The organism is Microcoleus sp. D3_18_C4 (genome assembly GCF_036702355.1).
In the GTDB taxonomy this organism is placed as follows: Bacteria; Cyanobacteriota; Cyanobacteriia; order Cyanobacteriales; family Microcoleaceae; genus Microcoleus.
This window is the reverse complement of record NZ_JAUBTF010000060.1, coordinates 1-22,602: the sequence shown is the minus strand read 5'-3', so window position 1 is coordinate 22,602 and position 22,602 is coordinate 1. Positions and strand designations below refer to the sequence as shown.

16 protein-coding genes and 2 pseudogenes are annotated in these 22,602 nt (G+C 45.7%); 5 read left to right on the top strand and 13 right to left on the bottom strand.

Annotated features, from left to right (window positions below):
* The first annotated feature begins 693 nt into the window (after nt 1–693).
* Nucleotides 694–1,668 (top strand): tyrosine-type recombinase/integrase, encoded by a 975-nt coding sequence (locus QUA90_RS24195; RefSeq protein WP_333313947.1) that lies wholly within the window; start codon nt 694–696, stop codon nt 1,666–1,668.
* Between the two features lie 354 nt (nt 1,669–2,022).
* Here QUA90_RS24195 and QUA90_RS24190 read toward each other — a convergent pair whose 3' ends face one another.
* The 5 genes from QUA90_RS24190 to QUA90_RS24170 form a co-directional block, all read right to left on the bottom strand.
* A complete protein-coding gene (locus QUA90_RS24190) occupies nt 2,023–6,963 on the bottom strand; it encodes a CHAT domain-containing tetratricopeptide repeat protein (protein ID WP_333448155.1) in 4,941 nt (1,646 codons plus the stop codon).
* 58 nt (nt 6,964–7,021) lie between these two features.
* Nucleotides 7,022–7,783 carry a DUF1822 family protein gene (locus QUA90_RS24185; RefSeq protein WP_333448154.1) on the bottom strand — a complete coding sequence of 254 codons (762 nt, stop codon included), beginning with the start codon at nt 7,781–7,783 and terminating at the stop codon, nt 7,022–7,024.
* Entirely contained in the window at nt 7,780–8,475 is a 696-nt protein-coding gene (locus QUA90_RS24180) for a hypothetical protein (protein WP_333448153.1), read from the bottom strand. Before QUA90_RS24180 ends, QUA90_RS24185 begins: the two co-directional genes overlap by 4 nt.
* A gap of 66 nt (nt 8,476–8,541) precedes the next feature.
* Nucleotides 8,542–8,805: an HNH endonuclease gene (locus tag QUA90_RS24175; protein WP_333230116.1), complete on the bottom strand. Its 264-nt coding sequence runs from the start codon at nt 8,803–8,805 to the stop codon at nt 8,542–8,544.
* A gap of 152 nt (nt 8,806–8,957) precedes the next feature.
* A complete protein-coding gene (locus tag QUA90_RS24170; RefSeq protein ID WP_333314169.1) occupies nt 8,958–9,164 on the bottom strand; it encodes a hypothetical protein in 207 nt (68 codons plus the stop codon).
* 56 nt (nt 9,165–9,220) lie between these two features.
* On the opposite strand from QUA90_RS24170, the pseudogene QUA90_RS30535 reads away from it, so the two are divergent.
* A pseudogene (locus QUA90_RS30535) lies at nt 9,221–9,331 on the top strand (hypothetical protein); the annotation flags it as partial.
* 10 nt (nt 9,332–9,341) lie between these two features.
* A complete protein-coding gene (locus QUA90_RS24165) occupies nt 9,342–9,533 on the top strand; it encodes a hypothetical protein (RefSeq protein ID WP_333314167.1) in 192 nt (63 codons plus the stop codon).
* 545 nt (nt 9,534–10,078) lie between these two features.
* On the opposite strand, the gene QUA90_RS24160 is transcribed toward QUA90_RS24165, so the two are convergent.
* Nucleotides 10,079–10,300 (bottom strand): hypothetical protein, encoded by a 222-nt coding sequence (locus tag QUA90_RS24160; protein ID WP_333314164.1) that lies wholly within the window; start codon nt 10,298–10,300, stop codon nt 10,079–10,081.
* A 402-nt stretch (nt 10,301–10,702) separates the two neighbouring features.
* On the opposite strand from QUA90_RS24160, the gene QUA90_RS24155 reads away from it, so the two are divergent.
* Nucleotides 10,703–11,458, top strand: a complete 756-nt coding sequence (locus QUA90_RS24155; RefSeq protein ID WP_333314159.1) for a ParA family protein — start codon at nt 10,703–10,705, stop codon at nt 11,456–11,458.
* Nucleotides 11,455–12,378: a ParB/RepB/Spo0J family partition protein gene (locus tag QUA90_RS24150; RefSeq protein ID WP_333314157.1), complete on the top strand. Its 924-nt coding sequence runs from the start codon at nt 11,455–11,457 to the stop codon at nt 12,376–12,378. Before QUA90_RS24155 ends, QUA90_RS24150 begins: the two co-directional genes overlap by 4 nt.
* A gap of 148 nt (nt 12,379–12,526) precedes the next feature.
* Here QUA90_RS24150 and QUA90_RS24145 read toward each other — a convergent pair whose 3' ends face one another.
* From QUA90_RS24145 to QUA90_RS24115, 7 genes and pseudogenes are all read right to left on the bottom strand, one after another.
* Complete coding sequence (locus QUA90_RS24145; RefSeq protein ID WP_333448152.1) at nt 12,527–14,881, bottom strand: ATP-binding protein; 2,355 nt, start codon at nt 14,879–14,881, stop codon at nt 12,527–12,529.
* A gap of 468 nt (nt 14,882–15,349) precedes the next feature.
* Nucleotides 15,350–16,153: a hypothetical protein gene (locus tag QUA90_RS24140; RefSeq protein WP_333448151.1), complete on the bottom strand. Its 804-nt coding sequence runs from the start codon at nt 16,151–16,153 to the stop codon at nt 15,350–15,352.
* A 109-nt stretch (nt 16,154–16,262) separates the two neighbouring features.
* Nucleotides 16,263–18,260 carry a hypothetical protein gene (locus tag QUA90_RS24135; RefSeq protein WP_333448150.1) on the bottom strand — a complete coding sequence of 666 codons (1,998 nt, stop codon included), beginning with the start codon at nt 18,258–18,260 and terminating at the stop codon, nt 16,263–16,265.
* Between the two features lie 195 nt (nt 18,261–18,455).
* Nucleotides 18,456–19,040, bottom strand: coding sequence for a hypothetical protein (locus QUA90_RS24130; RefSeq protein ID WP_333448149.1), 585 nt, complete (start codon nt 19,038–19,040; stop codon nt 18,456–18,458).
* Nucleotides 19,041–19,226: 186 nt separating this feature from the next.
* Nucleotides 19,227–20,312 (bottom strand): hypothetical protein, encoded by a 1,086-nt coding sequence (locus QUA90_RS24125; protein WP_333054920.1) that lies wholly within the window; start codon nt 20,310–20,312, stop codon nt 19,227–19,229.
* 23 nt (nt 20,313–20,335) lie between these two features.
* Complete coding sequence (locus QUA90_RS24120) at nt 20,336–21,331, bottom strand: hypothetical protein (protein WP_333448148.1); 996 nt, start codon at nt 21,329–21,331, stop codon at nt 20,336–20,338.
* 14 nt (nt 21,332–21,345) lie between these two features.
* Nucleotides 21,346–22,602, bottom strand: a pseudogene (locus QUA90_RS24115) (hypothetical protein); the annotation flags it as partial.

Genomic DNA, 22,602 nt, shown 5'->3' with positions numbered 1-22,602 from the left:
CGATAGTTTAGAAGAATCGTCAAATCGTCAAACAAAATTTGTCGTGACCTTGAGTTAGGACACTCGTGAGGCATCAAGTCCTCAAAAGCCAAGGTTATGTCGGATGCTGGTTCAAAACGCTACAGGGAAGTTAGTTGCTCCCGAGTGTGATCGCGAATGCCTGCCGATCCCTTTTTTGCAAAAGCTTAAAATTAGCGTTGACGATTTGACGATTCCCTAAAACTTTTACTCCATAAGCACTTCAATCGTCAATAACAGCTTTGACAATTCAGAATCGTCATTGACGATTGTCAATCAGATAGCAGTGGCGACCGGATCATGTCAGGCGCAAGTCGTCAATGACGATCGCGACAGGTCGATCAACCAATCGTCAGAATCGTCAAAAACAGAGGGGCTATTCCCCAAACTTATAGTTGGAAAGCATTTGGGGAGAATCGTCAAAAACAATGTCAAAAATCGTCAATGAAGCTTAGAAGTTGAAACCTTTACAAACAGGGAAGTTCAGGAGAATCGTCAAATCGTCAATAAATTTTAGTTATAAGTAGTGTTGAGACTCAAAATTGAAACTGAGTATTTTTACAGCCCAGCAAATTTTCTGCACGTATTCAAGTTGTCTTTCAAGGTTGAATCTTGTGCTATTTGCACCTCTCGATCGGGTAATCTGGTCTGGAAAGGCAAATTATCAGACCGGCTATGGACTTAGAACACGCTGCTAATTCCTTTGGAGAAATAGCTTCGACGCGCGACCTAGTGGCAGAGCTGTTAGCTGCCAAGCGCTCTGTCAACACTAGGCGTGCTTATGAGAAAGACTTGTACGATTTCTTTGCGACAATGACGGGGCAGGAACCTCACCCGCCATTGGTGCGCGAGTTCCTACGGCTGAACCGCTTCGCCGCTGTCGCAGTGGTTCTCAAGTATAAAGCCAAACTAATCGACAAGGGACTTAAGGAAGCGACGATTAATCGGCGGCTGGCGGCGATCAAAAGTTTGGTGAATTTTGCTCGGAAGGTGGGCGAGTGCGAGTGGAGTTTGGTAGATGTTGAAGGAGAGAAGGTGGTTCCTTACCGGGATACTACAGGGTTTGGCCGAGTTGCTTCTGAGAATGTGGCGGCGATGCAGTCGGTGTTGTCCATTCCTGACCGGAGTACACCCCAGGGAAAGCGCGACTATGCAGTTCTTCGGCTGCTGTGGGACAATGCGTTGCGCCGGGGGGAGCTCGGCGGAGCCAATATAGGCGACTTTGACCCGCTAGCCCGAACTTTGAATATTTACGGCAAAGGTAGGGGAACTCAAGCGCAGCTAATTGACTTGCACAACGCGACGGCAGATGCGATTTCTGATTGGCTGAGCGTGCGGGGAGCTGCAATGCCCCTCGATCCTTTATTTATTGCTTTGACAAAGCGGGAATACGGGTTGAGGTTGAGCGGGTACGCTATTTACAAGCTTGTTTTCTCAACTTGCTCCGCTGCGGGAATTCCTAAAAGAATCAGCCCGCACAGAATACGCCACGCTGCAATTACGACGCTGTTAGATGCAAGCAACGGCAATACGCGAATGGCGCAGAAGTTGAGCCGCCATACGAGCTCGAACGTCCTTAATTGCTACGATGACAATCGGCAGAGCTTGCAGCGGGAAGCGTCGGGGCTGCTGGCTGGTTTGGTACGCTAAGTTTAGATTTATATGTTCGGATAATAATCGACTACAAGACTATGGGGAAACTTACCGAAACTGTTAACTCTCGTCTCACACTCCTAGTCCAAGGAAATATGGTTGAAATACTGCGATACAGTATTTAGGACTCAAAATGATTTGTGAGCGAGATTATCTGCGAATACTAGCCAAGAAATTGTAAAAGTTGGGGGTATCGAACCCCCAACTTTTACCCCCATTCCTCTCACACTCTCCCGTTGCGGTGAAACGTGAGGCTCCTGCGGAATTAGTTGAACTTTCCTAACTAATGCTCGAACGAACTGCTATACTGGTTTATTCAGGTGTGGCTAAATTCCTCTTTAATAGTCTATTTTACCGAATCCCAGTGCAGGTAAAAGCGGCCCAGTAAAAAGGGTGAGAGAACGGCTTTAATTCTTGACAATATTTATCTAAATTTTTGAGAGACAAATAAATTTGTTTGCCAATTTTATCATACTTTTTGTATTCTTCATCCCATTGCTGATATTCTGAGGAACCGGAGGAGCAAGCTTTTCGTTCTGCCTCGGATATTTTGCGGAGGGTGTGGGTTTCTTCACGTTTCTGTTTCAAAAGTTCTGTGAGTTGGGGTTTATAACTAGCAGCTAAGGTATTGCCCGTAAGCTCTCGCAACTTAACTTGAGCTTGTCTCATAGCTTCTGGGCGATTCTTTCCCTGCTGCCACTCTTGATAGTAAAAAATGGAGAAAAGCGCCGTAGCTAAATCATCGACAGCCCAAAGCGTACTGATAACACTTCTGGCTCCCGCCGACAAAAAAGCAGTTGAAAAAGTGAGGATATCACCAGTAATTTCACTCAATCCCAATCCTGTTTCGCAGCAGGAAAGAAATACATCCGACAACTGAGGGAGACGCCATGCAGGAGTCATTAGCTGACCTAAAGTAATGCAGCCATCTCCTAAAATTAATGTCGATTCTAAGGGATTGTCAAAGCGCGACTGGGCGTGGTGGCTAGAGTGGAGGATTTGGACGGTTTGCGCCAGTTCTCGATAGTTACTAACAGTAGCTTGATGGCGACCTTTTAAGCGTTGATTGTCTGGGATACTATAAAAAACTGCGATTTGCTCTCCTTCAAAGCTGGCGCAAGGCAAGTCGCCCGTCGCATCTTCAATAGTGCCACAGTTTAGATTATTGCCGGGGGAAGGGCGTTGCTGGCAGAATTCTAAGACTTGACAACTAGGTGCGTAACGAATGAGAAACTTGTCTCCTAAATATCGGTTGTCTCCGATGGGTAGTGCAGCGAAGGGGATTTGGTGAAGGGCAAAATGAGGAACTATAATCAGTTCCGAAATTCCTTCTAAATGCCATAAGATTAGATCGTTTAAATTTAACTGTTGTGCCAGTTTAGTTAACATCCCAACGAACTCTTCTTTCCAAGAATTGTTATCTTCAACATATTGTCCTAACCAATTTTGGAAAATCCATCCGTGCAAAGTCTCAAATCCTAAATCAGCGCAACTTTGCAGGGTAATCTCGTTTTGCCGCACGACGAAGATAAAGGTGTCGCTAACAGTGGTGTAAAAGCTAATAATTGCAGTGGTGGGTTTGTCGATAAGCTTCTGGATGGATGGGAATTTGAGAGGATTGACTCGAATTTGACCCGCAAGCACCGGATCTAAGCGACGAAGTTGTTCCCAAATTAGGAGTTTTTCAGCTTCCAGATCAGCTATTATTTGATTGTAAGCTGCTAGTGCTGCACGGCTGTTATCAAGTTTGCTATTATCAAAGTCGTTGCTAGGTTGATTGCGCCCTCGTTCCTTGTCAATTTGCTGCTGTAGGCGTTCAAAATCCTGTAAATACTCTAGAATTTCAGCAGAAATTTCTGCACTTGAGTAGAGATCATTGCTTGCCATTAAGTCTACGAGGCGTTTAGAGCGCGATCGCTCTACATATTCAACAGCTTTATCTAACTGCTTGTTATTGATGCAAGCTTGCACGATGTTTGCATAAATGTCGATCGCCTCTGACAAAATTTCTTGGCGGCGAAATTCAGAAGTTGCCCAAGTACGGCTGGTTTCTACGGCTTCAATCGCATTACCGTATCCCTCAATGGCTAACTGCCAATCTTCCGTTATAAATAATGCTGTGTTTCCTAGCATTTCTCCAGTCTTCAGGCACTCAAATGGGAAAGCAGTTGGCGTGAAGACTTCCATTGCTTTTCGATAACAGGCGATCGCCTCGGAGTTTCGCTCAAGGCTGAGGTAGCTATTGGCCAGATTCATTTGAGTCATAGCCCACTCTCTAGGAAACTCATCCTGGTTAAAGATTTGTAAGGCAGCTTGATGGGCAGCAATAGCTATTTCTAAATTCTCATTTGGATCGCCATTAAGTCGATGCAAATAAGCATTAGCCAGATTCATTTTTACTTCAGCCCAATTTACGGGAAACTCGTCTTGAGTGTAAACTTGCAATGCTGCTTTGTTAGCTGCGATCGCCTTCTCAACATTTTCTACCGGATCGCCATGAAGTCGGTGGCGGTAAGCAGAGGCAAGATTCATTTGAGTTTGCGCCCAAAGTTCCGGGGATTCTTCGCGGGTGCGGAACAACAAAGCATTTTGATAACAGGTAATTGCTTGTTCCAAGTTATCCGCCTTGTCGCCACAAATGCGATCGCAGTAAACGATGCCCAAATTGTTTTGTACTTGGGCCCATTCTTCAGGCATTGCTTCGCGGGTGCGAACTTCCATTGCAGCTTCGCCAGCCGCGATCGCCAATTCTGCATTCTCTAACCGATCTCCCCGAATTCGGTTGTGATAGGCAAGAGTCAATGTATTTTGAATCATTGCCCACTGTATCGGAAAAGCTTCGCGGGTATATACTTGTAAAGCATCTTGAGAGTAAGCAATCGCTCGTTCTTGATTTTCGGCGCGATCGCCCTTAAAACGACGGTGGTAAGTGTTACCGAGGAACATCTGACAAAATGTCCACTCTTCTGGAAAAGCTTCGCGGGTAAAGACTGTGGAAGCAATTTCGTAACCTGCGAGCGCAATTTCTAAATTATTAGCCTCATTCCCTTTTTTTAATTGGTGGATGTGCAAACTTAAAGCCAAAATACCAGAAGCAATTTCTTTTCTTTTTTCAGGTGGGACTTCGGATAGCATAGCATCGGCTTCATCTGGCATCTCCTTAACAAAAATTTCGTCAAGTTGCTCTTGGTTAGCGTCAAGCAATATTTTCTGTACCCACTTGATAAAAAGTTCGTCTATGGGTTCTGGATCAGCTTTCAACGAGAGAAGTTTTTGCGCTATTTTAACAAAATACTTCTCAAGTTGCTCTCGCTCATGTTCAAGTAAAGTATCTACTCGAATTTTACCTTGACTTTCGGAAATAACTTCCAATAATTCCAATGGTAAATTAGGGCGGATTTTATGTTGAATAAAATTCCATTGTTCGGGGAAATTTTCTTCGGTAAAAACAGTAGCAGCAACTTCGTAGCCTGTCTTAGCAATCTTCCAGTTGTTTTCTGCATTGCCTTCGGGAAAATCTTCAATCAGGCTGCTAAAGTTGAGAACTCTTGCCGCTAAATTGATTGCTTCCCCTGGTCCTAATTGAGATATATCAAACTTTATTATACTTAATCTTTCCACAAAACTGTTGTCCAGTTTATCTAGGTTGGCTTCTAGAAGCTGGTACAAAGCTTGCGAATTATTTTCGCTTTTGGCAACGGTGTCTAAAACTTTAATAAGAAACTGTGAGGTTGAAGTTATTTGCTGGATCTGAACATTTTCTAGGATGTCTAAAATAACAGGAGAACTTGAGCGTTCAGCATATTCTCTAGCTTTTTCTAGTTCTCCACAGTCCATGCAAAGCGCTACTATTTTTGTGTAAGCAGAAATCTTTGCAGGAATTTCTTGATATAAAGATTCAGAATCACCCCAACGGCTGAGCATCTCTACAGCTTCAATTACAATCTCAAAACCTTCAAAAGCTTCTGCCTTTTTGTCAGTAGCCAATGCTACCTTTCCCAACTCAAGTCCGGTTTCGATGCACTCTCTAGGGAACGAAGTAGGAGTAAAAACTTTTAAAGCTGCTTGAAAACAGGTTAAAGCATTAGCAATTTGTGCCAATTTGCGGTAAGCAAAACCCAAATCTAACTGGGTTTTAGCCCATCTTTCTGGATAGGTTTCGGGAGTATAAATTTGTAATGCGGCTTGGTAGGCTGCGATCGCCCGTTCCTGGTTCTGGATTTTGTCCCCTAAAATCCTTTCGCTATAGGCAAGACCAAGGTGAAATTGGCTACTAGCCCAATCAGAATCAGTGCGAACTTTTAAGGCAACTTGATAACAAGCGATCGCTTTCTCGAAATTTTGCGCTCGCTCTCCTTCAACTCGGCGAGTGTAAGCAAGTGCCAGGTTATTTTGCAGTGTTCCCCAAAGTTCAGGATCTCGATCGCGGCTAACAACTTGCAAGGCTTCTTCATAGCAAGCGATCGCCTTTTCTAAATTCTCAGCTTCATCTCCGACGATTCTGTCACTGTAAACAAGACCGAGATTATTTTGCACCATCGCCCACTCTTGGGGAGAAGTATCGCGAGTGAAAATTTGCAAAGCATTGGTACAAGCGGTTAGGGCTTTTTCAAGGTTTTCGGAGCGATCGCCCCAAATCCGATTGCGGTATGCTGGGGCTAAATCGCTTTGGGTTTTCGCCCACACTTGTGGCTCAACCTCACGAGTCAAAATCTTGGCACATCCTTCAAAACCGGCAATGGCAATTTCCAGGTTAATTGCTCTGTTACCCAGTGGAAATAGCCAGAGGATCTCGCAGAAATACATAATAACTGCCGCGATCGCTTTTGTTATTTTTGGCTGGGTTCTCAGGAGTGTACAATCTATCCAGAGACAAAATTGCCACAAAAAATCTTCATTCAGTTCGTCTGAGTTAATTGCTAGTATCTGGTAAACAGTTTGTCGCTCGCTTGGGTTGAACAGAATTGTCCGCAATACTTCCCACAAGAAAGCTGGAGCTTTAACAAAAGAGCCTGTTACTGGTGAGGCATCTGCTCCTATGTAAAACCTGTATAAAAAATCAGCCAAATCGATTAACAAATTAGCCTCAGAAATCTCCCTCTGTGCTACCAGAATTGTAGCTACCATTTCCATCATTTCCACCAAACCAACATCCACCAAGTCCGGGTGCTTCCTTAAAATCTTCAGTTGCTTACCGCGAGGACATTGGAGGAGCGCTTGAATCAGCTTGAAATAAGCTTTCTGGCGTTTTGTCGCTGGGGGAGCTTTCTTCGGGCCGAATCCTTTTGCCATATTCTTTACAGGTTACGAAGGGGATACTACATATACACATCAGCCATCCGCTCCAAAATTACGCAGCATCCCTCCATATTTCTGCTAACTTCTCCAGCAGTGCTTCGGCTAAATCTTCTAAATCAGTGTCGGCGCTATCGGCACTTTCACGAGTAAACTCCCCTCCTGCGGTACTCCCAGCTAACATCTCTCCCCCTGCGTACCGCCACTCGTACTCGTCGCAAGTTCGATAAATACGCTCTAATTGGGCAACAATATTGCTCTGCGATTGAGTTTGGATCGTGGAGCGTACCTGTACCGCCACTGGATCGTCTGTTTCTAAGAAGGCGATCGCTTCTTCTAAACGAGTAATCTGTTCAATTAAAGTGTCGATTGGCATCAGTTCTGCTACTGCTATTTGTTGCGGGGGATTTGAGCTATCTAAGGTGGGAGCAAATCCCAATAGTTGCACGGAGTCAAGGCGATCGCTAAACTGTACTCCCACATATCCAATCCGATTTTCTATTACTTCTTCGGGTAAGAAGATGGTTGTTTCACCAGGTAAAACTGGGCGGCATTCTAGGGAGCCAATACCTGGGATTACCAAGTCAGCGACATTAGCTAGCGCTGTTTTTGCTGGATTGAAGCTATCGGAATTATTCACATCTGTTTCAATTTGTAGCCATTTTAAATAGCTGTGAACTGCGTAAACTGCCAGTGCATTCAAGTAAACTCGTTTTCCTTTTTGGACTGTACTTTGAACGGCTGCCAACTGTCGCGCCATTTCGTGAGCTTTTAACTCTATTGGTACTGTTAACAGAGGTAGTTCTGCGATGTTCATGGTTGTGGTTCCTGTTTATATCCTAGAGTGCGGGCTATTTCTTGCAACGAGGGTTCGCATTTTCTGTTCCAGTGAGAATTCAGGGTTGTGTAATTAACCTTTAACTCTTTTGCTAAGTCTCGAAACTTGTCAGGAGGTTCTTTTAATACTCTTCTCATGCTGAGGAATTGGCAGTTGCACTCCGGGTTAGAACGAGGGTAGCTATTTTTTAGCTTGCCTTCTGGATCTTGTTCTATGTAAAGTTCTATTTGGAGACCTATTCGCTGAGTGGTTTCTTTCTGAACACTTTCAATCATGCCATCCAACCCGCTGAGCGTAAAATCGGGTAATAGTTCGAGCCGAGTTGTTTCCCCAGCATCCACCGCAATCGGTGCATCTAAACTAATTGGAGCATCTTTGTCAGGAGAGTACAAATCTTTAATTCGCCAACCCAGGTAGCCGTTGATCCAGTTGACAAAACTTTTTGAAACAGAAGATTGGCGCGGCTCAAAATTAGCAATCTCGCGACTAACCCATTCTAAAGTAAGGTTGAGGGCAGCAGGATAATTTTGATTGGCTGATTTTTTGACTCCTGGTAGTTGCTGAATTTGTAATAACAGCTTGTTCATGGCTGTTCGGCATTTTCTACTGTTAGCTGGGTTGTGGCGCACCTCTGCAATTAGAGCGCTTAACCGTCCATCTAGGTCATCCATGCGACTTTTTTGAGGAGCAAGTTAGTTTGTTTATTAGCTATGAAAATTTGCGAGCGTGCGAAAATCCTAAGCTATTTTCTCATGTGGTTGAGCTCTTTGTGTGCGTAAGTTCTTGCCGTCCGGAGGTTCGAGGCTATTTCCACGCGAATTATTGCAACTGAAGCAAGCTAAACGCAGGTTGGAGAGTGCGTTAGACCCGCCTCGGCTTTTCGGGAGTAAGTGTTCGATGGTTCTTTCTGATTTCTGCATCGACTTGTTGCACCAGTGGCAGCGGTTTCCGTACAGTTCCAGAAGTTGGCGTCTCTTGTTGCGTCTTGAAGCTGGGGACATAAAGCTTTCGGAGCCTCACGGCTGTTACGTGTTCATTTACGTATCAGCTCCCTGCTAAAAATTTACGCAGCCATAATTTAAACTCTCCTGCTGCCTTTGAGCCCTGGACTAAAGTCGAGCGGGTTTTCAGGCTCGTTTTTGAGGATTTTTCTTTATTTTGGTTGGTAATTAGAAGACTTCAAAGCCCAAGCCAAAAAGCGTTCTGTGTAATACAAAGCCAGTTGATTGCTCACACCATTAAAAACCGCATCAAAGGCGTGTTCAGCCCAAGGAATTTCGACCATTACCGCACGGTTTCCAGTGGCTTGTAATTGTTCGTAGAGAGATCGTCCAAACTTTGCCTCAACTATAGAACCCATTTGACATCTCTGACTCCGTTGACTTAAAGTAGCGCAAAAGCCATATCCTACTCACTATGCCGTACTCCAGCAGTCTCACCGACGAAGAATGGGAAATTCTTGAACCCCTCCTGCCCCAGATCTTGCCGGTGAAGAAGCAGACAAGACCCTGTGATTGGACGAAACGAGAACTGTTGGATGGCATGTTCTACCAACTTAAGAATGGCTGTAATTGGCAAGATTTACCCGGAATATCTGCCACCCTACTCAACCGTATATTGGCACTACAAGCAGTGGCGGGATGCAGGAGCTTTTCTGGCACTGATGACCGTCTTACATGGACAAGTGCGTGAACAAGTCAAAAAAAAGCCAAGTGGACAACGTTGCTGATGATTGACTCACAAGCCGTGAAGAATACCTGCAATGCCAGTGTTGAGTCCAAAGGCTTTTGCTTTTACAAATGTACCAACGGCATCAAACGACATCTCGCCGTTGATACACGCTTGCTCTGGGTTTTTTACCCACTGCACGAAAGCCAATGTCTCCGATGATCAAGGCTTAATCGAGATGTTGAGCCAGAATCTCGACTACTTTCGTGCCAAACCAGTCAATATCCTCTTATATCACCATTCTGCTGGACAATGGCTATCATCAGCGAGGTGATAACGGCAGCTTTGCAAGACCTCTACCCCCAAATCATGACCAAGATCCGATTTTCCCGGTCACCCAAACCGACAAAAGCCGAAAAAGCAGCACTTGGAAAAACGGGATTTGTAGTAGTCGCAACTCGATGGGTCATTGAGCGCTCAAATGCTTGGATGGAACGTTGTAAAAGTTTAGTCAAGAACTTTGAGAGGACGCTCAGCCATGCGACTGCCAAGCTTAACCTTTGTTTCATTCGACTAATGCTCAAGCGTTTAGCGCATAGCTAGATGTCAAATGGGTTCTATAGTAGTTAAAGCCGTGTGGCATCCGCGCTCTGGTCTGAAACCGTGACTGCTGTCAGAAAATTGAGGTTCGTAGTATGCCTCAAGAATCGAACGTACCACTTCTTGAACCAGTTTGTCTTTCCAAGTAGGGACACGCCCGCGGTCGAGTTTTTCCATTATTTTTGGGAATGTTAACTCGTCGTACTGGTGTCCATCGAAAGCGTTCATAGCGAATATCTTCTATGAGGCTCTCAATCTTTTTGACAGACATTTCATCAGCAGTTTCCTCAGTAATTCCTCGCCTCAAAGAGCCCCATCATTTTTGTAGATGCGACTGTACGCTCGGAGGTACAAATTCGGGTTGAATAAGTAGGTAGGCGATAATAAACCAAGCTATCTAAAGCTGTGTAAAGCGACCGTGTTAATCGGGAAATCTCGATCGCGAGCCGCAGTTGCTCCACGAACTCAATTCAGCTTGACAGCTCGTCAGGTACTTGGAGTAATTTGCAAGCACTTTTGTCTTGAGGGATTGTCACGGATTGAGCTAATCTGACTTCATCAGACGCTACACTCTGGTGGGTTAACTCCGGCTGCATTGTTCAGGATACAACTTTATTGGAGGTACAAAAGATGACCCGGATCGTTGCTTTATTTAACCAGTCCGGAGGAGTTGCGAAAACGACTCTAACTATGAATTTGGGCTATCACCTGCAAGAGCGCAAGCACCGCGTGCTTTTGGTTGATATGGACCCTCAAGCTTCTCTGACAACTTTTTTGGGACTTGACCCAGTAGAGTTGACCCACACTGTCTACGAAGCTGTGGTGGGGGAGGAACCGCTGCCCATAAAAGGACCCATTCACGGGATGCACGTCGCTCCCTCTAATATTAATTTAAGCGCTGCTGAACTCGAACTGGTATCCGCCCTGATGCGAGAGATGCGCTTGAAAGAAGCCTTGGCTCCCATATTGGATGACTATGACTTTATTTTGATAGACTGTCCCCCAAGTCTGGGAATTCTGAGCGTTATTAGCTTGGTTGCTGCTACTCACGTTTTAGTTCCGATTCAAACTCAATTCAAGGCGTTTCAGGGTACGGACTTGCTCCTGAATACGGTGGCGGGACTTCGCAAAGCTGCCAACCGCCACCTGGCGATCGCAGGCTTTATTCCTACCATGTACGACGGTCGCACAGCTCAAGAGACGCGGACTTATAAAGCCATGCTCGAGCAGCTTTCCCCTCTCGCTGCTGTCTTGGAACCAATTCCCAGAACCATCGCTTTTCCCGATGCTTCTGAAGCGAGGCTTCCCCTGGCTCTGTCTAACCCCAAACACCCGGCCGTTGCTGCAATGAAAAAGATAGTTAAATGTTTGGAAAAACTACCATGAGTATTAGCAAAAAAGACCAACCTTATACGAGCAAATTAAGAGGCGTAGCTGCTTTACTCGGGGAGGTTGCTCCTGAAGCTGCAACGCAAAAAGCCCTGGCGGTAACAGCAATCCACTTGCCCCCCCAGCAGCCCAGGCGCTACTTCGATCCGGACAAGTTAGAGCAATTGGTACTTTCTATTAAAGAACACGGTATTTTAGAGCCTTTGTTAGTGCGCCCGAGGCCGGGCGGCGAGTATGAGTTAGTTGCAGGGGAGCGCCGCTACCGAGCCGCCCAAAAACTAGGACTTGCCGAAGTGCCTGTTGTTATTAGAAAGCTGACTGATGAAGAAGCTCTTGCCTTGTCGCTGATTGAAAATTTGCACCGCGAAGACTTAAATCCGGTAGAAGAAACAGAAGGCATCTTGCAACTTCTCAGTTTGAAACTGAACGTGGCGGTGGAAGAAACGATTTCACTCCTCTACCGAATGCAAAACGAGGCGAAAGGGAAAGTTACCCAAAACGTTTTGGGTAGTCAGTCTGGGGAAGAGGTTAAGTCCCTGTTTGATTCTTTAGGGTTAATGAGTTGGGAATCCTTCGCTAGCTCGAGGCTGCCTTTGCTAAAGTTGCCGACTGAGGTACTGGACGCCCTGCGCCGCGGCGAGATTGAATACACTAAAGCCACAGCGATCGCTCGCGTCAAGGATGTGTCCGCCAGAAGAGCGCTGCTAAAAGCTGCTATAGAGGAGAAATTATCTCTGAGTCAAATTGCTGAGCGAATCAAAGCCACCCGTCCATCCGGGAGTCAGGACTCGCTCAAGGAGCGAATTAAACAAGCGTCAAGTCGCTTGCAAAAAGCGAAGTTGTGGGACAGTCCTGAAAAACAGCAAGTTTTAGAGAAACTTCTCGAACAGATGGAAGCACTTCTAGCTGATGAATGATTGTGCCAGTTGAAGATGCCAATTTTCCGTACTCCGGAAAGGCTGTAGTCGATTGCTATTGAACTTGTGTCATAACCTACACCGGATCTATATTTAGCTGTATAAGGTTCGAGGTGTTGATGACAAGTCGCTATCGGTTGGGGAGCTATCAACGCTTCTTGGCAATTAACTTCTCGGTCAAATCGCTGATAATATCTAAGCTCATATTATCAACTAATTTAGTCAGAGCCACAGCAAGAGGCTTCTGCGACAGGGGAATTCGCTCAATCAACAGCCTTACCGCTTGCTCGTCTCCACAAGCGGCTGCTTTATAAAGCTTCTCAATCAACTCCCTCGGCAACACAGATAGCGACTCAGGAGTCAGTTGCACAACAGGCTCATCCTGTTCGGACTTACTCGGCGGCTCCTCTTCATAGATATAGCGAACACCCAAATGAAGCGCCATCTTCTCAAAAATTACTGTTTCTCGGAACGGTTTGGCAACAAAGTCATCGAAGCCGTTCGACATGGCGAGTTCCTGGGTTTTAACAAAAGCATTAGCGCTCAAAGCAATAATCTTAGTCTTAGAACCGTTCGGCCGTGCTCGAATTTTTTGAGCAGCTTGAAAGCCGTCTAGAACAGGCATCCTCAAATCCATCCAAATTAAATGCGGCTTGTACTTTCGCCACAATTTAACAGCCAGGGTTCCGTTATCCGCGAACCACACAAGAAAGCCAGCCGACTTCAATATCTGAGTTAGCAGCAACCGATTTGCCGACTCATCGTCCGCTACCAGAATGCGATACATTTGTTGGTTAGGTGCCAACCCCTTCACTCGTTTTTGCGGCAGTCTGTCATAAACTTCGCTCTCAGTAGCATGACTGACTTTAACGTAAAAACTAAAAACCGTTCCTTTCCCCACAGAACTTTTGACCTTAATTTCACCACCCATCAGCTTCACAAAAGAGTTACTGATAGGCAATCCCAAACCCGTTCCCGTTTGCGATTTTCTGCCAGCAGAAGCTTGCACGAACGGCTTAAACAAACGGCTAACCTCATCAGGCGCAATGCCTGGGCCTGTATCCTTCACAGAGAATTGGAGAAAGAATTTGGGTAAAGGTTTTTTAGCCATAGACTGAAGGCATTTTACAGTCAGCTTCACCCTACCCGCCTCAGTAAATTTAACAGCATTGCCCAACAGATTAATCAAAACTTGGCGCAGCTTGCTTTCATCAGTTCGGACGTATTGCGGTACATCATTCCGGAGTTCAAAAACAAGTTGCAATCCCGACGACTGAGCTTTGAGTTGGAACATCCCTTCTATGTCCGAGAGCAAACTGTACAAGTCAACAGCAGTTTCTTCGAGGGTGATTTGACCTGCTTCAATTTTGGACAGCGACAAAATATCGTTGATTAGTTTCAACAAATGCTCGCCACTGCGATTGATAATATCTAAACTCGACTGCTGTTCCGGTGCAGTTTTTTTAGAGTTCACAAGGAGGTGGGCAAAGCCGATAATCGCATTCAGAGGCGTTCTCAATTCGTGGCTCATATTGGCCAGAAAGGTACTTTTAGCGCGATTGGCACTTTCGGCTGCAATTAGAGCTTGTTTTAGTTCCTTTGTTTTCTGTGCAACTTGCCGCTTTAAATCGCCAGAATATTCTTCTAACCGCTGGCGAGATGCTTTTAACTGACAATTCATGCGCTCGAAAGCACAGGCTAGGGCTTCGAGTTCGGCAATACCGCTACCTGAAACTGTTGAGTCGAAGTCGCCACCAGCTATCGCCTCTGTTGCCGAAATTAACCGCAGCAGCCGCTGTTCTATTCTTAGGGAAATGGACAGCAAAAGGCAGATAGAAAGAACCAAAGCCAGCAGCACGAGCAAAATAGTGTTGCGGGTGTTGGCCTGAACTTTTTGGGTGAAGTCGGTTTCGGGTACAACTGCCACAATCAGCCAATTTAAGCCTTTCGAGTTTTTAAAAGGTCTGACTTGCAGCAAGTATAGTGAGTTGCTGGCAGTAAAGTTAAGATTGTGGCTGCTGTTAATAGCAGCGAGGCTGCCATAATGTTTAAGCAAATACTCTGTTGAAAGCTGGATTACTTTTTGTTGCAGAGCTTGAGTGCTTTCTCGCTGCCGTCCGTCAACAGAAATAGACGGTTTTGGTTCAGTTACCTCGTTCCGAGCCACTAAACGTCCCGAACGGTCTAAGATAAAGGCTTGACAGTTAGGGCTGATGTGGAAATCGTGCAAGTTGAATTTTGAGGTTGGGGTAGAAAAAGCAGGATTTATTTTTTGTTGAGGCAATATTGTTTTTGGAGAGTCTGACCCATTTCTTTTCCCATTTGGTTTGATTGTGACTTCGGCTGTTTGACTTGGGGGAAGTTGGTTCACCGAACCAGTTTGCATTTTCTTATAAGTCCCTTCTTCTTTCCCAACCCCAACCCCTTCTTTTAAGTAGTTGTCAAGACGGTCAGAGATGCGGCTCGTTGCTTCTCCCAATAGCTGTGCAACTAAGTCATTCATTGTCTGCCGCCCTGTTTGAAAAGAAAGCCATCCCGTTAGAGCTAGTAAGGTTGAAATTAGGAGAGCGTTGGGGACTGTAAGCACAACGCGCAGCGGGAGGGCAGACTTTTTTTGAATTGAGCTTTTTGGGCGGAACATTGGTTGAAAAAAGGGAGTGGGGAGTGGGGGCGGAGTAGGGAATGGGGAGTGGGGAGAGGGGGAGAGGGGGAGAGGGGGTGAGTGGGAGATTATAGGTGTGCAGTAAACAGCAAGCTGTTGGAATTTTCACGTAGATTGCAGTTACATAATCCCTCATTTCTATTCAATTGGGTGAGTATATGTTAGATGTTGAAGCCCTCTAGTTTTTATCGGGTTGTTGCAAGTTTTCAAACTTCTCCCCCTCTCCCACTCTCCCCCTCTCCCTTTCTCCCCTCTCCCCCGCTCCCCACTCCCCATTCCCGTTACCTATTCCCGCAGCTCCGGCTCCAATCAAAAAGCAGAGCGACTTTTAAGAAGCCGAGTAGTTCGGGCTGTTGGCGGTTGTCGCTGTTGAAATCTTGTTCCAGGGTAGTTGAATTCTTCTCGTGCAATGCGGCTCAGCTCGACAATCACAGACAAGTCTACTCCGGCTCGTGCAGCAGCATCGGCCGCCGATAGATTCTGATTTCTTACCAGAGCTAAAAATTGTCGCACGCTGTAGACTACTGGGTCGTTGGCTGCTGTGTAGCCTTTTTGGATGGCAATTAGCAATCCTTTTTCAACATCTGATGCTGTGGGTGCGCGACCTCTATCAACGTTCACAATCGGCGACATTCTTGGGGTGACGGGAGCGATGCGAATTCCTAAGTGTTCTGGTTCTTTGTTGGTAGGAACGATGTTGAAGTTGTAAAGTCGCTGTTTCCCTTTTGAATCTACAGTTTTGATTGAAAGGTTAGTGATGGTAGCTGTGGTAGCTCCCGGAAAATTGAGCGCTTGAATGGGACGCAAGAAAACAGTTTTGGCTTGGCTGCTTGCCAACTGTGCGTCGGTGCTGAAAACTATTTTTGAGGGGTCGGCAATTAAAACGTAGGCGACAGCTTCATCGGTTGAGCTGAAGTCGATCGTACTCGCGCGACCGGGATAGACTAAAATATCGATCGCACTATTGACGGCAATGTCTCGACCCACAGTTTGATAGCCTGTTGCTCTTGATTGAGCAAAAGCACAGTCGGGGTAGCTTGCAGTAGCGAACACTGCTGTGAACAAAAGCCCTCCGAGGGAAAGCATTCTTGGGGATTGGATGCGATTCGTCATGGCAGTTATTCGTTGATGTTGAGAAAATTGTTGACAGTAGAAACGGGGATTTCCTTTACTAATCGCCGCAGTCGCGTTGGGGCGACTTAACCGTTTACCAACGGTTTGGTTATCGGTAAATGTTGAGAAAGCTGTTAACAGTAATAGAAACCGGGGTTCCCTTGTTAATCACAGCTACATTAGGGCGGTTTAAAAGTTCTTCAGTTGCTCTATCTGAGCGGCTTTCCATCCGTTTTGCTAGGGGGCTGAAGAAGCCATCGAGGACGGCTGACCAAATTTGGGGGTCTCGACTTTCAACGGTGGTTGTACGGCTCCCAAACCTACCGCTAATATTGCTAGAGCTCCTGACTTTAGGCTCTGCGAACACTTGACCGACTCGTCCAACTCCCGACAGCACTGCGGTGAGGATATCCTGTCCGGCAATATCTGAACCAGGGTCGAAGTAGCCTGAAGCAATCAGCGGCTGTCCGCCCTCTCCTGCAATCAAAATTGCGCCTTCTGGAATGGGCTGCTGTTTAATCTGACCGTTTCTATCAGAGTAGACGAGCGCCACAGCAGTAGCTTGTACCATGCGATTGGTTTTGCTGACGTTGCTGGCTTTGGCAATGACAACCGTGCCGGCAGGAAAAGCAATAGAGCCGTCAGTTGCCGTGAAGTCGGCTGTGAGGGTGACGGCAAATTTGTCGTAAAGCTGTTTGCCTGAGCCTTCATCCCACAGCAGGGGAACCGAAACTACGCCGTTGGCTGTGGTTCCAAGGGGAACCTGAGCTGTTTGGGGCGTGCGGTTGAGAATGCCTTTTGCCCCTGGGGAATTTACTTGTTCTAGGGTTGGGGAATTTGTTAAGGCAGAAGCCTCTGGAGCAGCTTCTGGGGAAAGGGTTTGAAATTCTGTATCGGGCAAGGACGTTGGACGAGCGCTCAGTCGAGCCTCCGTGTCGATTGAGTTATCAGTAGAATCGGAACTTGTTTGGGGGGAAAAGGAAGCCGGAGTTAATTGGTTAGTGGGGTTTTGGGAGTTGTCGGTGGTTTCGAGGCTGTCCTCTCCATAAGGAAACTCCGGGTGTAGCCTTTCCCCGCTGGCGTTATTTGGGTGGCTATATAGTTTTTCTGGGATTTGCTCCAAAGAAACGTATGAGGATTGCGACTTTTGGTTGCCGATATTGACTGTTAGGAATTCAGTTGTTGGAGTTGGGTTCGTACTAGCGGTGGCGGTAGCACTTGTTGTCGCTGGAGTGTCCGGTGTTGCACTCACGGCATTCGCTATTCGGTTAGGGTCAAAATTTCCCCTAATTTGTCCGAGTTGGGCGAGTTGGTTCCACCGCTCAAACGGGTCGATTTTTTCTTCTGTTGGAGTTGGAATTAAAGGTGGGGGTATTAACGGTTTGAGTATGGGGGCCGGTGCGGGTGTTCTTGAGGGTACTCTTTGAGGTATGGGTGCGGGTAGTGTTACCGTCCGCACTACTGTTCTGGGTGCGGGTAGGGGTTCGCGTAGAGGAGTAGGTGGCGGTGCAGCGCTCCGGGTAGCGACTGGACGCGGAGTTCGAGGAGTTCGCGGGGCTCTTGACGGTTTGGGCGACGGTTCTGTTTTGGGTTTTGCGGTTTTTTGCGGTTTTTCGGCTAACAGTTTTTGTTGGTCTTGGTAAGCTAATTTAGCCAGCAACTCCGGTTTTTCATCTTTAATGGTGCCAGAAGAGCTTTCTTTTGGTGTTGATTGTGCGATAGGTTCGCGAGGTGATTTAGGCTTGATAAATTGCCAAATCAGCAGTCCTAGCAATAGTATTCCACCAGTCAACAGCAGCATTGTCACTGCTCTAGGAACGCCTCTTTCGGAAACAGGCGGGGGCAGTGGTCTTTCCTCATCTTGAGCAAGTTGATATTGAGTTTCCAATGTTAGGGGTGCATTGGGGTCAAAGTTAGCAATGAAGTTCTCGTCAATATCATCTTGCGAGGGGGAAGGGGAAGGGGAAAAGTTATCTTCTGACATCTTGCTACTATCGTTATTAAGGATACTTTCGCTATCAAGAGGGAGTGAATTCTTTTGCTCAAATTCTGCTGCTGTCAACTTTGTTGGATGAGAATTGTTTGAAGATTCTTGTCTATTACTCATGGCTACCTCGGTTGTTGCTTATTACGATGGTTAATTAACAAATGATTGGCTTTTCTGTGAGTGGGAAAGAGCCGAAAATCACGACTTCTTTGTTGTTAAATACAACCGCTTGAAGTTCATATACAGCACTTGTCAGGTAAGTGAAATACAAACAAATCGGTTTCTGTAGGGGCGGTACTCCTTCCCCTTCCCCCTCTAAGGTTTAAATTCAACAATTCGGGAAATTTCTAATCCGGCTGCTCTCAAAGAGTGAATAGTCTTCTCTAATTCATTAGCGTTTTCTTGGAGAGGGGATTTGGGAATTTCTACGGCTTTGATGGTGAAGGTTCGATTAAACTGTTCTCGGCTTTCTCCAATGCCTTGCTCTAGCACTACGCGAGTAGCAATTACATCTATTTCCCAAACTCCTCTTTTTATTTCTCTGGGTTCTCCTATGTGAGAGATATAGACTCCAGAGCGGGTTTTTCCTGAATAGATGGTGTTAGGAACGAGTGGGGCAAGTTCGACAAGGGAAGCTTTTCCAAACTCTGACTCCATCATCAATGAACCCATCCAAGCAGTTGTAGGAACTTTGGTACTGCCTTTAACTTTAATGCCGGGGTCGGGGTCATTTGTGCCGGGTATTTTGCCTGACCAAGCCCAGGTTAAATTCACCCAACTTGACACGAAAGTTTGGATAGTTTTAGGCTCTCTGTAAAACTCATCTTGTTCTGCAATTCGGGCTGCGGTTCCGTCTTTTAACTGGACAAAGGTAACTTTTTTTTGAGATAAAGATCTCAAACTGACTGTATTCACTAAAACAGTAATTGTCAGGAGAAAAACAAAGCTTGTTAGTAGAACAAAGCACAAGGCTAAGGTGTTTTTAGATTCAGGGAGTAAGGGTTGTGATTGCTTGAATTTGACATTCATAAATTCTCAGGTTGAGTAGTGGTAAATTTGAACAAATTTGGGTGGACGAATTCAGTCCTAAAGGAGTTTTCCGGCAACAAGACCAATCGCGTTACTGGCAATATCTGTAAGCTGTTTGGTGCTATTAGCGATCGCACTGTACAAAGCGGTTCCTCCACCCTTGGCAATTAACACAGCAAGAGTAGGAGAAAACACAGCTAAAAAGAATAAAAAGGCGATATCTGTAACTAACTCTGCATCGGACTTGACAATCACTACAGCGACTAATCCAACGACGATGTTGTAGCCTAATTGCACTCCAAATAATGACATAAATCCGATTAACCAAGCCCAGATGGGTTTTCCTTGCAGCGGCAATAGTGATAAACCCATTGCCATCGGTCCGAATAAAGCTGTTAGCAACAATGCTGCTTCTAAAATGTTGACAAATGCCCACTGTACCGATCTAAGAATTAAGCGAATGATAGGTAAGATAGTAGACCTAAAAACTTGCCCTGCAAAATCGCCATTTCCTATATCTTGAAGATTGGCAACATTGCCTAAGTTTTCGACAAATCGCTGCAAGCTTTTGAGAGGTCCTCCATTTTGCTGTTCGGCTGCCTGGAGAATTTGTTGAGCAGGCTCTTTTTTGCTGTTCCAGCATTGGACTAAAGCCTCTCCAACTTTGCCCTGGCATTCGCTATAGAGTTTCTCAATCTCTTCTTTGCCAGCACTGGTGAGGTTAACGTCGCTCAGGGCAGTTCTGAAGGTCATTTCTCCGACTTGAATCTTCATAATTTCCTGAACTTGAGTGCTACCTACAGCTTTAATAAATTTGATGCTTTCAGCTAAGACTTTGCCGTTGTTACTGAGAAATACTACAATCACAAGCGGCCAGATAAACATGGCTACTAACTCTGACCAAGACTGTTTTTCGATGATTTCTTTCCCGGTGGTGACAGCGAGGTAAGTAACAGACATTCCGGCCAGAATTAGTCCTAGTTTAACTAAGGCAATCCAGAGAGAGGATTCTTGAGTATTGAAGGTGTTAAACCAAACTAAATTCCACGATTCGATAGTTTTTTGAGAGACTTCTATGGCATCAGAGAGAGTGTCCAGGGCTTGTCCTGCTGTGCTAGTTTGGGCAATAAATTGTATAAACATTGCGGTATCTCCTTGCTGTGATTTCAGTCTTCGTTTGCCCCTAGAGCGATGCCTCCCGGCATTTGAAACAATCCAGCTTGAGTAGAAGAAGCGGTAGCAGCCGCAGCATCCTGCCTTCTCTGGGCTGTGTTAATTTCGTTGAGTTCTTCAGCTTGTTGAGCGTTGAGAATGTTGGCAAGACTGCGGTCAATTTGAGCTTGCTGGCCCTGCATGACTAAGGCACTTTGATTTTCTGCTGATAAGGCTGCTTGTTGAGCTGCGAGCGCACTTTGTTGAGATATGTTTCTCATAATGTTCTGGGTGACATCTTGACCTTCTGAATCAGCACCCAATTCCATTGAATTTTGGCTCTCGCGATTAGTTTGCTCTACGTTCTGCTGGACAATTTCTTTCATCTGAGCTTGCTTTTGTTGAGCTTCTTTACTGAGAGTGGCTTTATTGGCTTCACTGACAGCACTTTCTCTTTCTGCGAGTTCTGCGGTATTCTCTTTGAGGCTGTAAGAATCTTGCGGTCTCTTCTCTAAAGCAGCGGATAGTTTTGTCCCTTCGCTTTCGGAGGTGTTGCCGTCCATTATGCTTTTAACTGCTTCTTTTAGGTCTGGAACTTTCAATTCTCCCAGGAATGAAGAGAGGGTGGACTCTATTTCACTGCTGAATTTTTCTACTTTGTTTAACAAATTGTCCCAGATGCCTGAGATGCTGTCGGAGATGGTGGAGATGGTATCTGAAATTTCGCCTGTTATGTCGCTAATTGTGTTTTCTATACCTCCTATTTCTTTCTGGTTGTTCAAGAAGTTATTAGCTGATTTTTGAATTTGGCTTTCTATTTGTTGATTGGGCACTGTGAAGCTGGAGCGGTTGAAAGTGCTGCCCGATGGATTGTTTAAACTGGGAAGCTGTGTTGCAGTCGGATTGCTGTCATAGGTTTGAGCTTTTGCTTCAACAGAATTTAGTATTAAGCTCAGCCAAATTGCAGGAATGCCGAGGGCAAGTTTGACAAGAAATTTCGGTGATTTCATCGGTTTTTCTCCGTCTAGCTAGCAATAAGGTCTTGAGGGGATTTGTGTCCATTGATATCAGTGACTGCATTCTTGCCAATATTGGTTAATGAACGTCCTTCTTTAACAGCTTGTACGTATTCAGAGGCAAATTGTTTGAGTGCTAGCAATTGCCCTTTTAACGTATTGGGATATTGAGCCATCACTCGCGCACGAGCCATCAATTCAGCTTGATTGTTAGCCACACTTGCTAATATCATTTCGCCTGGATAGTATCGGCTTTGCCAGAAACGACCTCCTTTTTCAATTAGCCAATTGGAATAAAGGTCGGCAGCTCGGGGAAGGAAAGCTTCTGTGGCATTTTGGCTAATAATTTCAGCCGGATATCCCAAATTTTTTATCCAAGAAGTGGCTCCGTTTGATGTCAATCTTCCGGTAATTCGATACACCATGTTTTGCATAATCATAGTTCCCGCACTACAATCGCAAATACTGTCGATATCTTGGGATAGCAAGAGCACTGAAATGCCATTTTTTCTACCCACTGCACAGAGTTCGCCTACTACTTCAGCAAATCCATCTTTTTTAAACAAAATCGAAAGTTCATCTCCGATAAATAGGCTTTTAGGGTGAGAAAGTGCGTTGCGGATGCAAGCAGCGTGGGCGTTAATGGCCATTAAATACTGGTCTTGTTCGTTACCCAAACCGCTAAGGGCAAAAAACTTAACAGCGGGTTCGGGTGAAAATGTACTCGGTCTGCCAATTGCTTTCCCTAAAGGTGACGCTAGTAAGGCGTTACATTGAGTGATAATTTGGTTGATGGCAATGCGGTCGAAGTCGGTAAAGTTTTGTAGGTTTAGTTGCTCTTTTGTGCAGAATTTCAGGAGGTTTGTGAGGGTTGGCATTTCTTGCCACGCGGTCGATTTCCAGCCTTTTTCAAAAGCCGTATTGTAGCGCTCGATAATGTCTGGGTCTTCCAGAAATTTTTTCAGAGTTAGCAGCAAAATGGCATCGACTCGCTGCGCTAATTTTGGGTCGCGGACTTTGCCCATGCTGATAATAGTCAGCGCTTTTCTGATAAACTCTTTCCATTGGTCTAGTCGGCGCGATCGCTCTTCTCTGTCAAAACGCCTCAAATCGGGTATTTCGAGTAGATTCGAGCTGCCAGAGGTGATGTCGTAGTACGCACCGTCGTCGCCTAACAGTTTCACTGCGGTCTCAAAGGTACTGCCGCTTCCTGCTGAGATGTCCATACCGACTACTGGGATATTAGCGGCTATTGCATCGGCTGC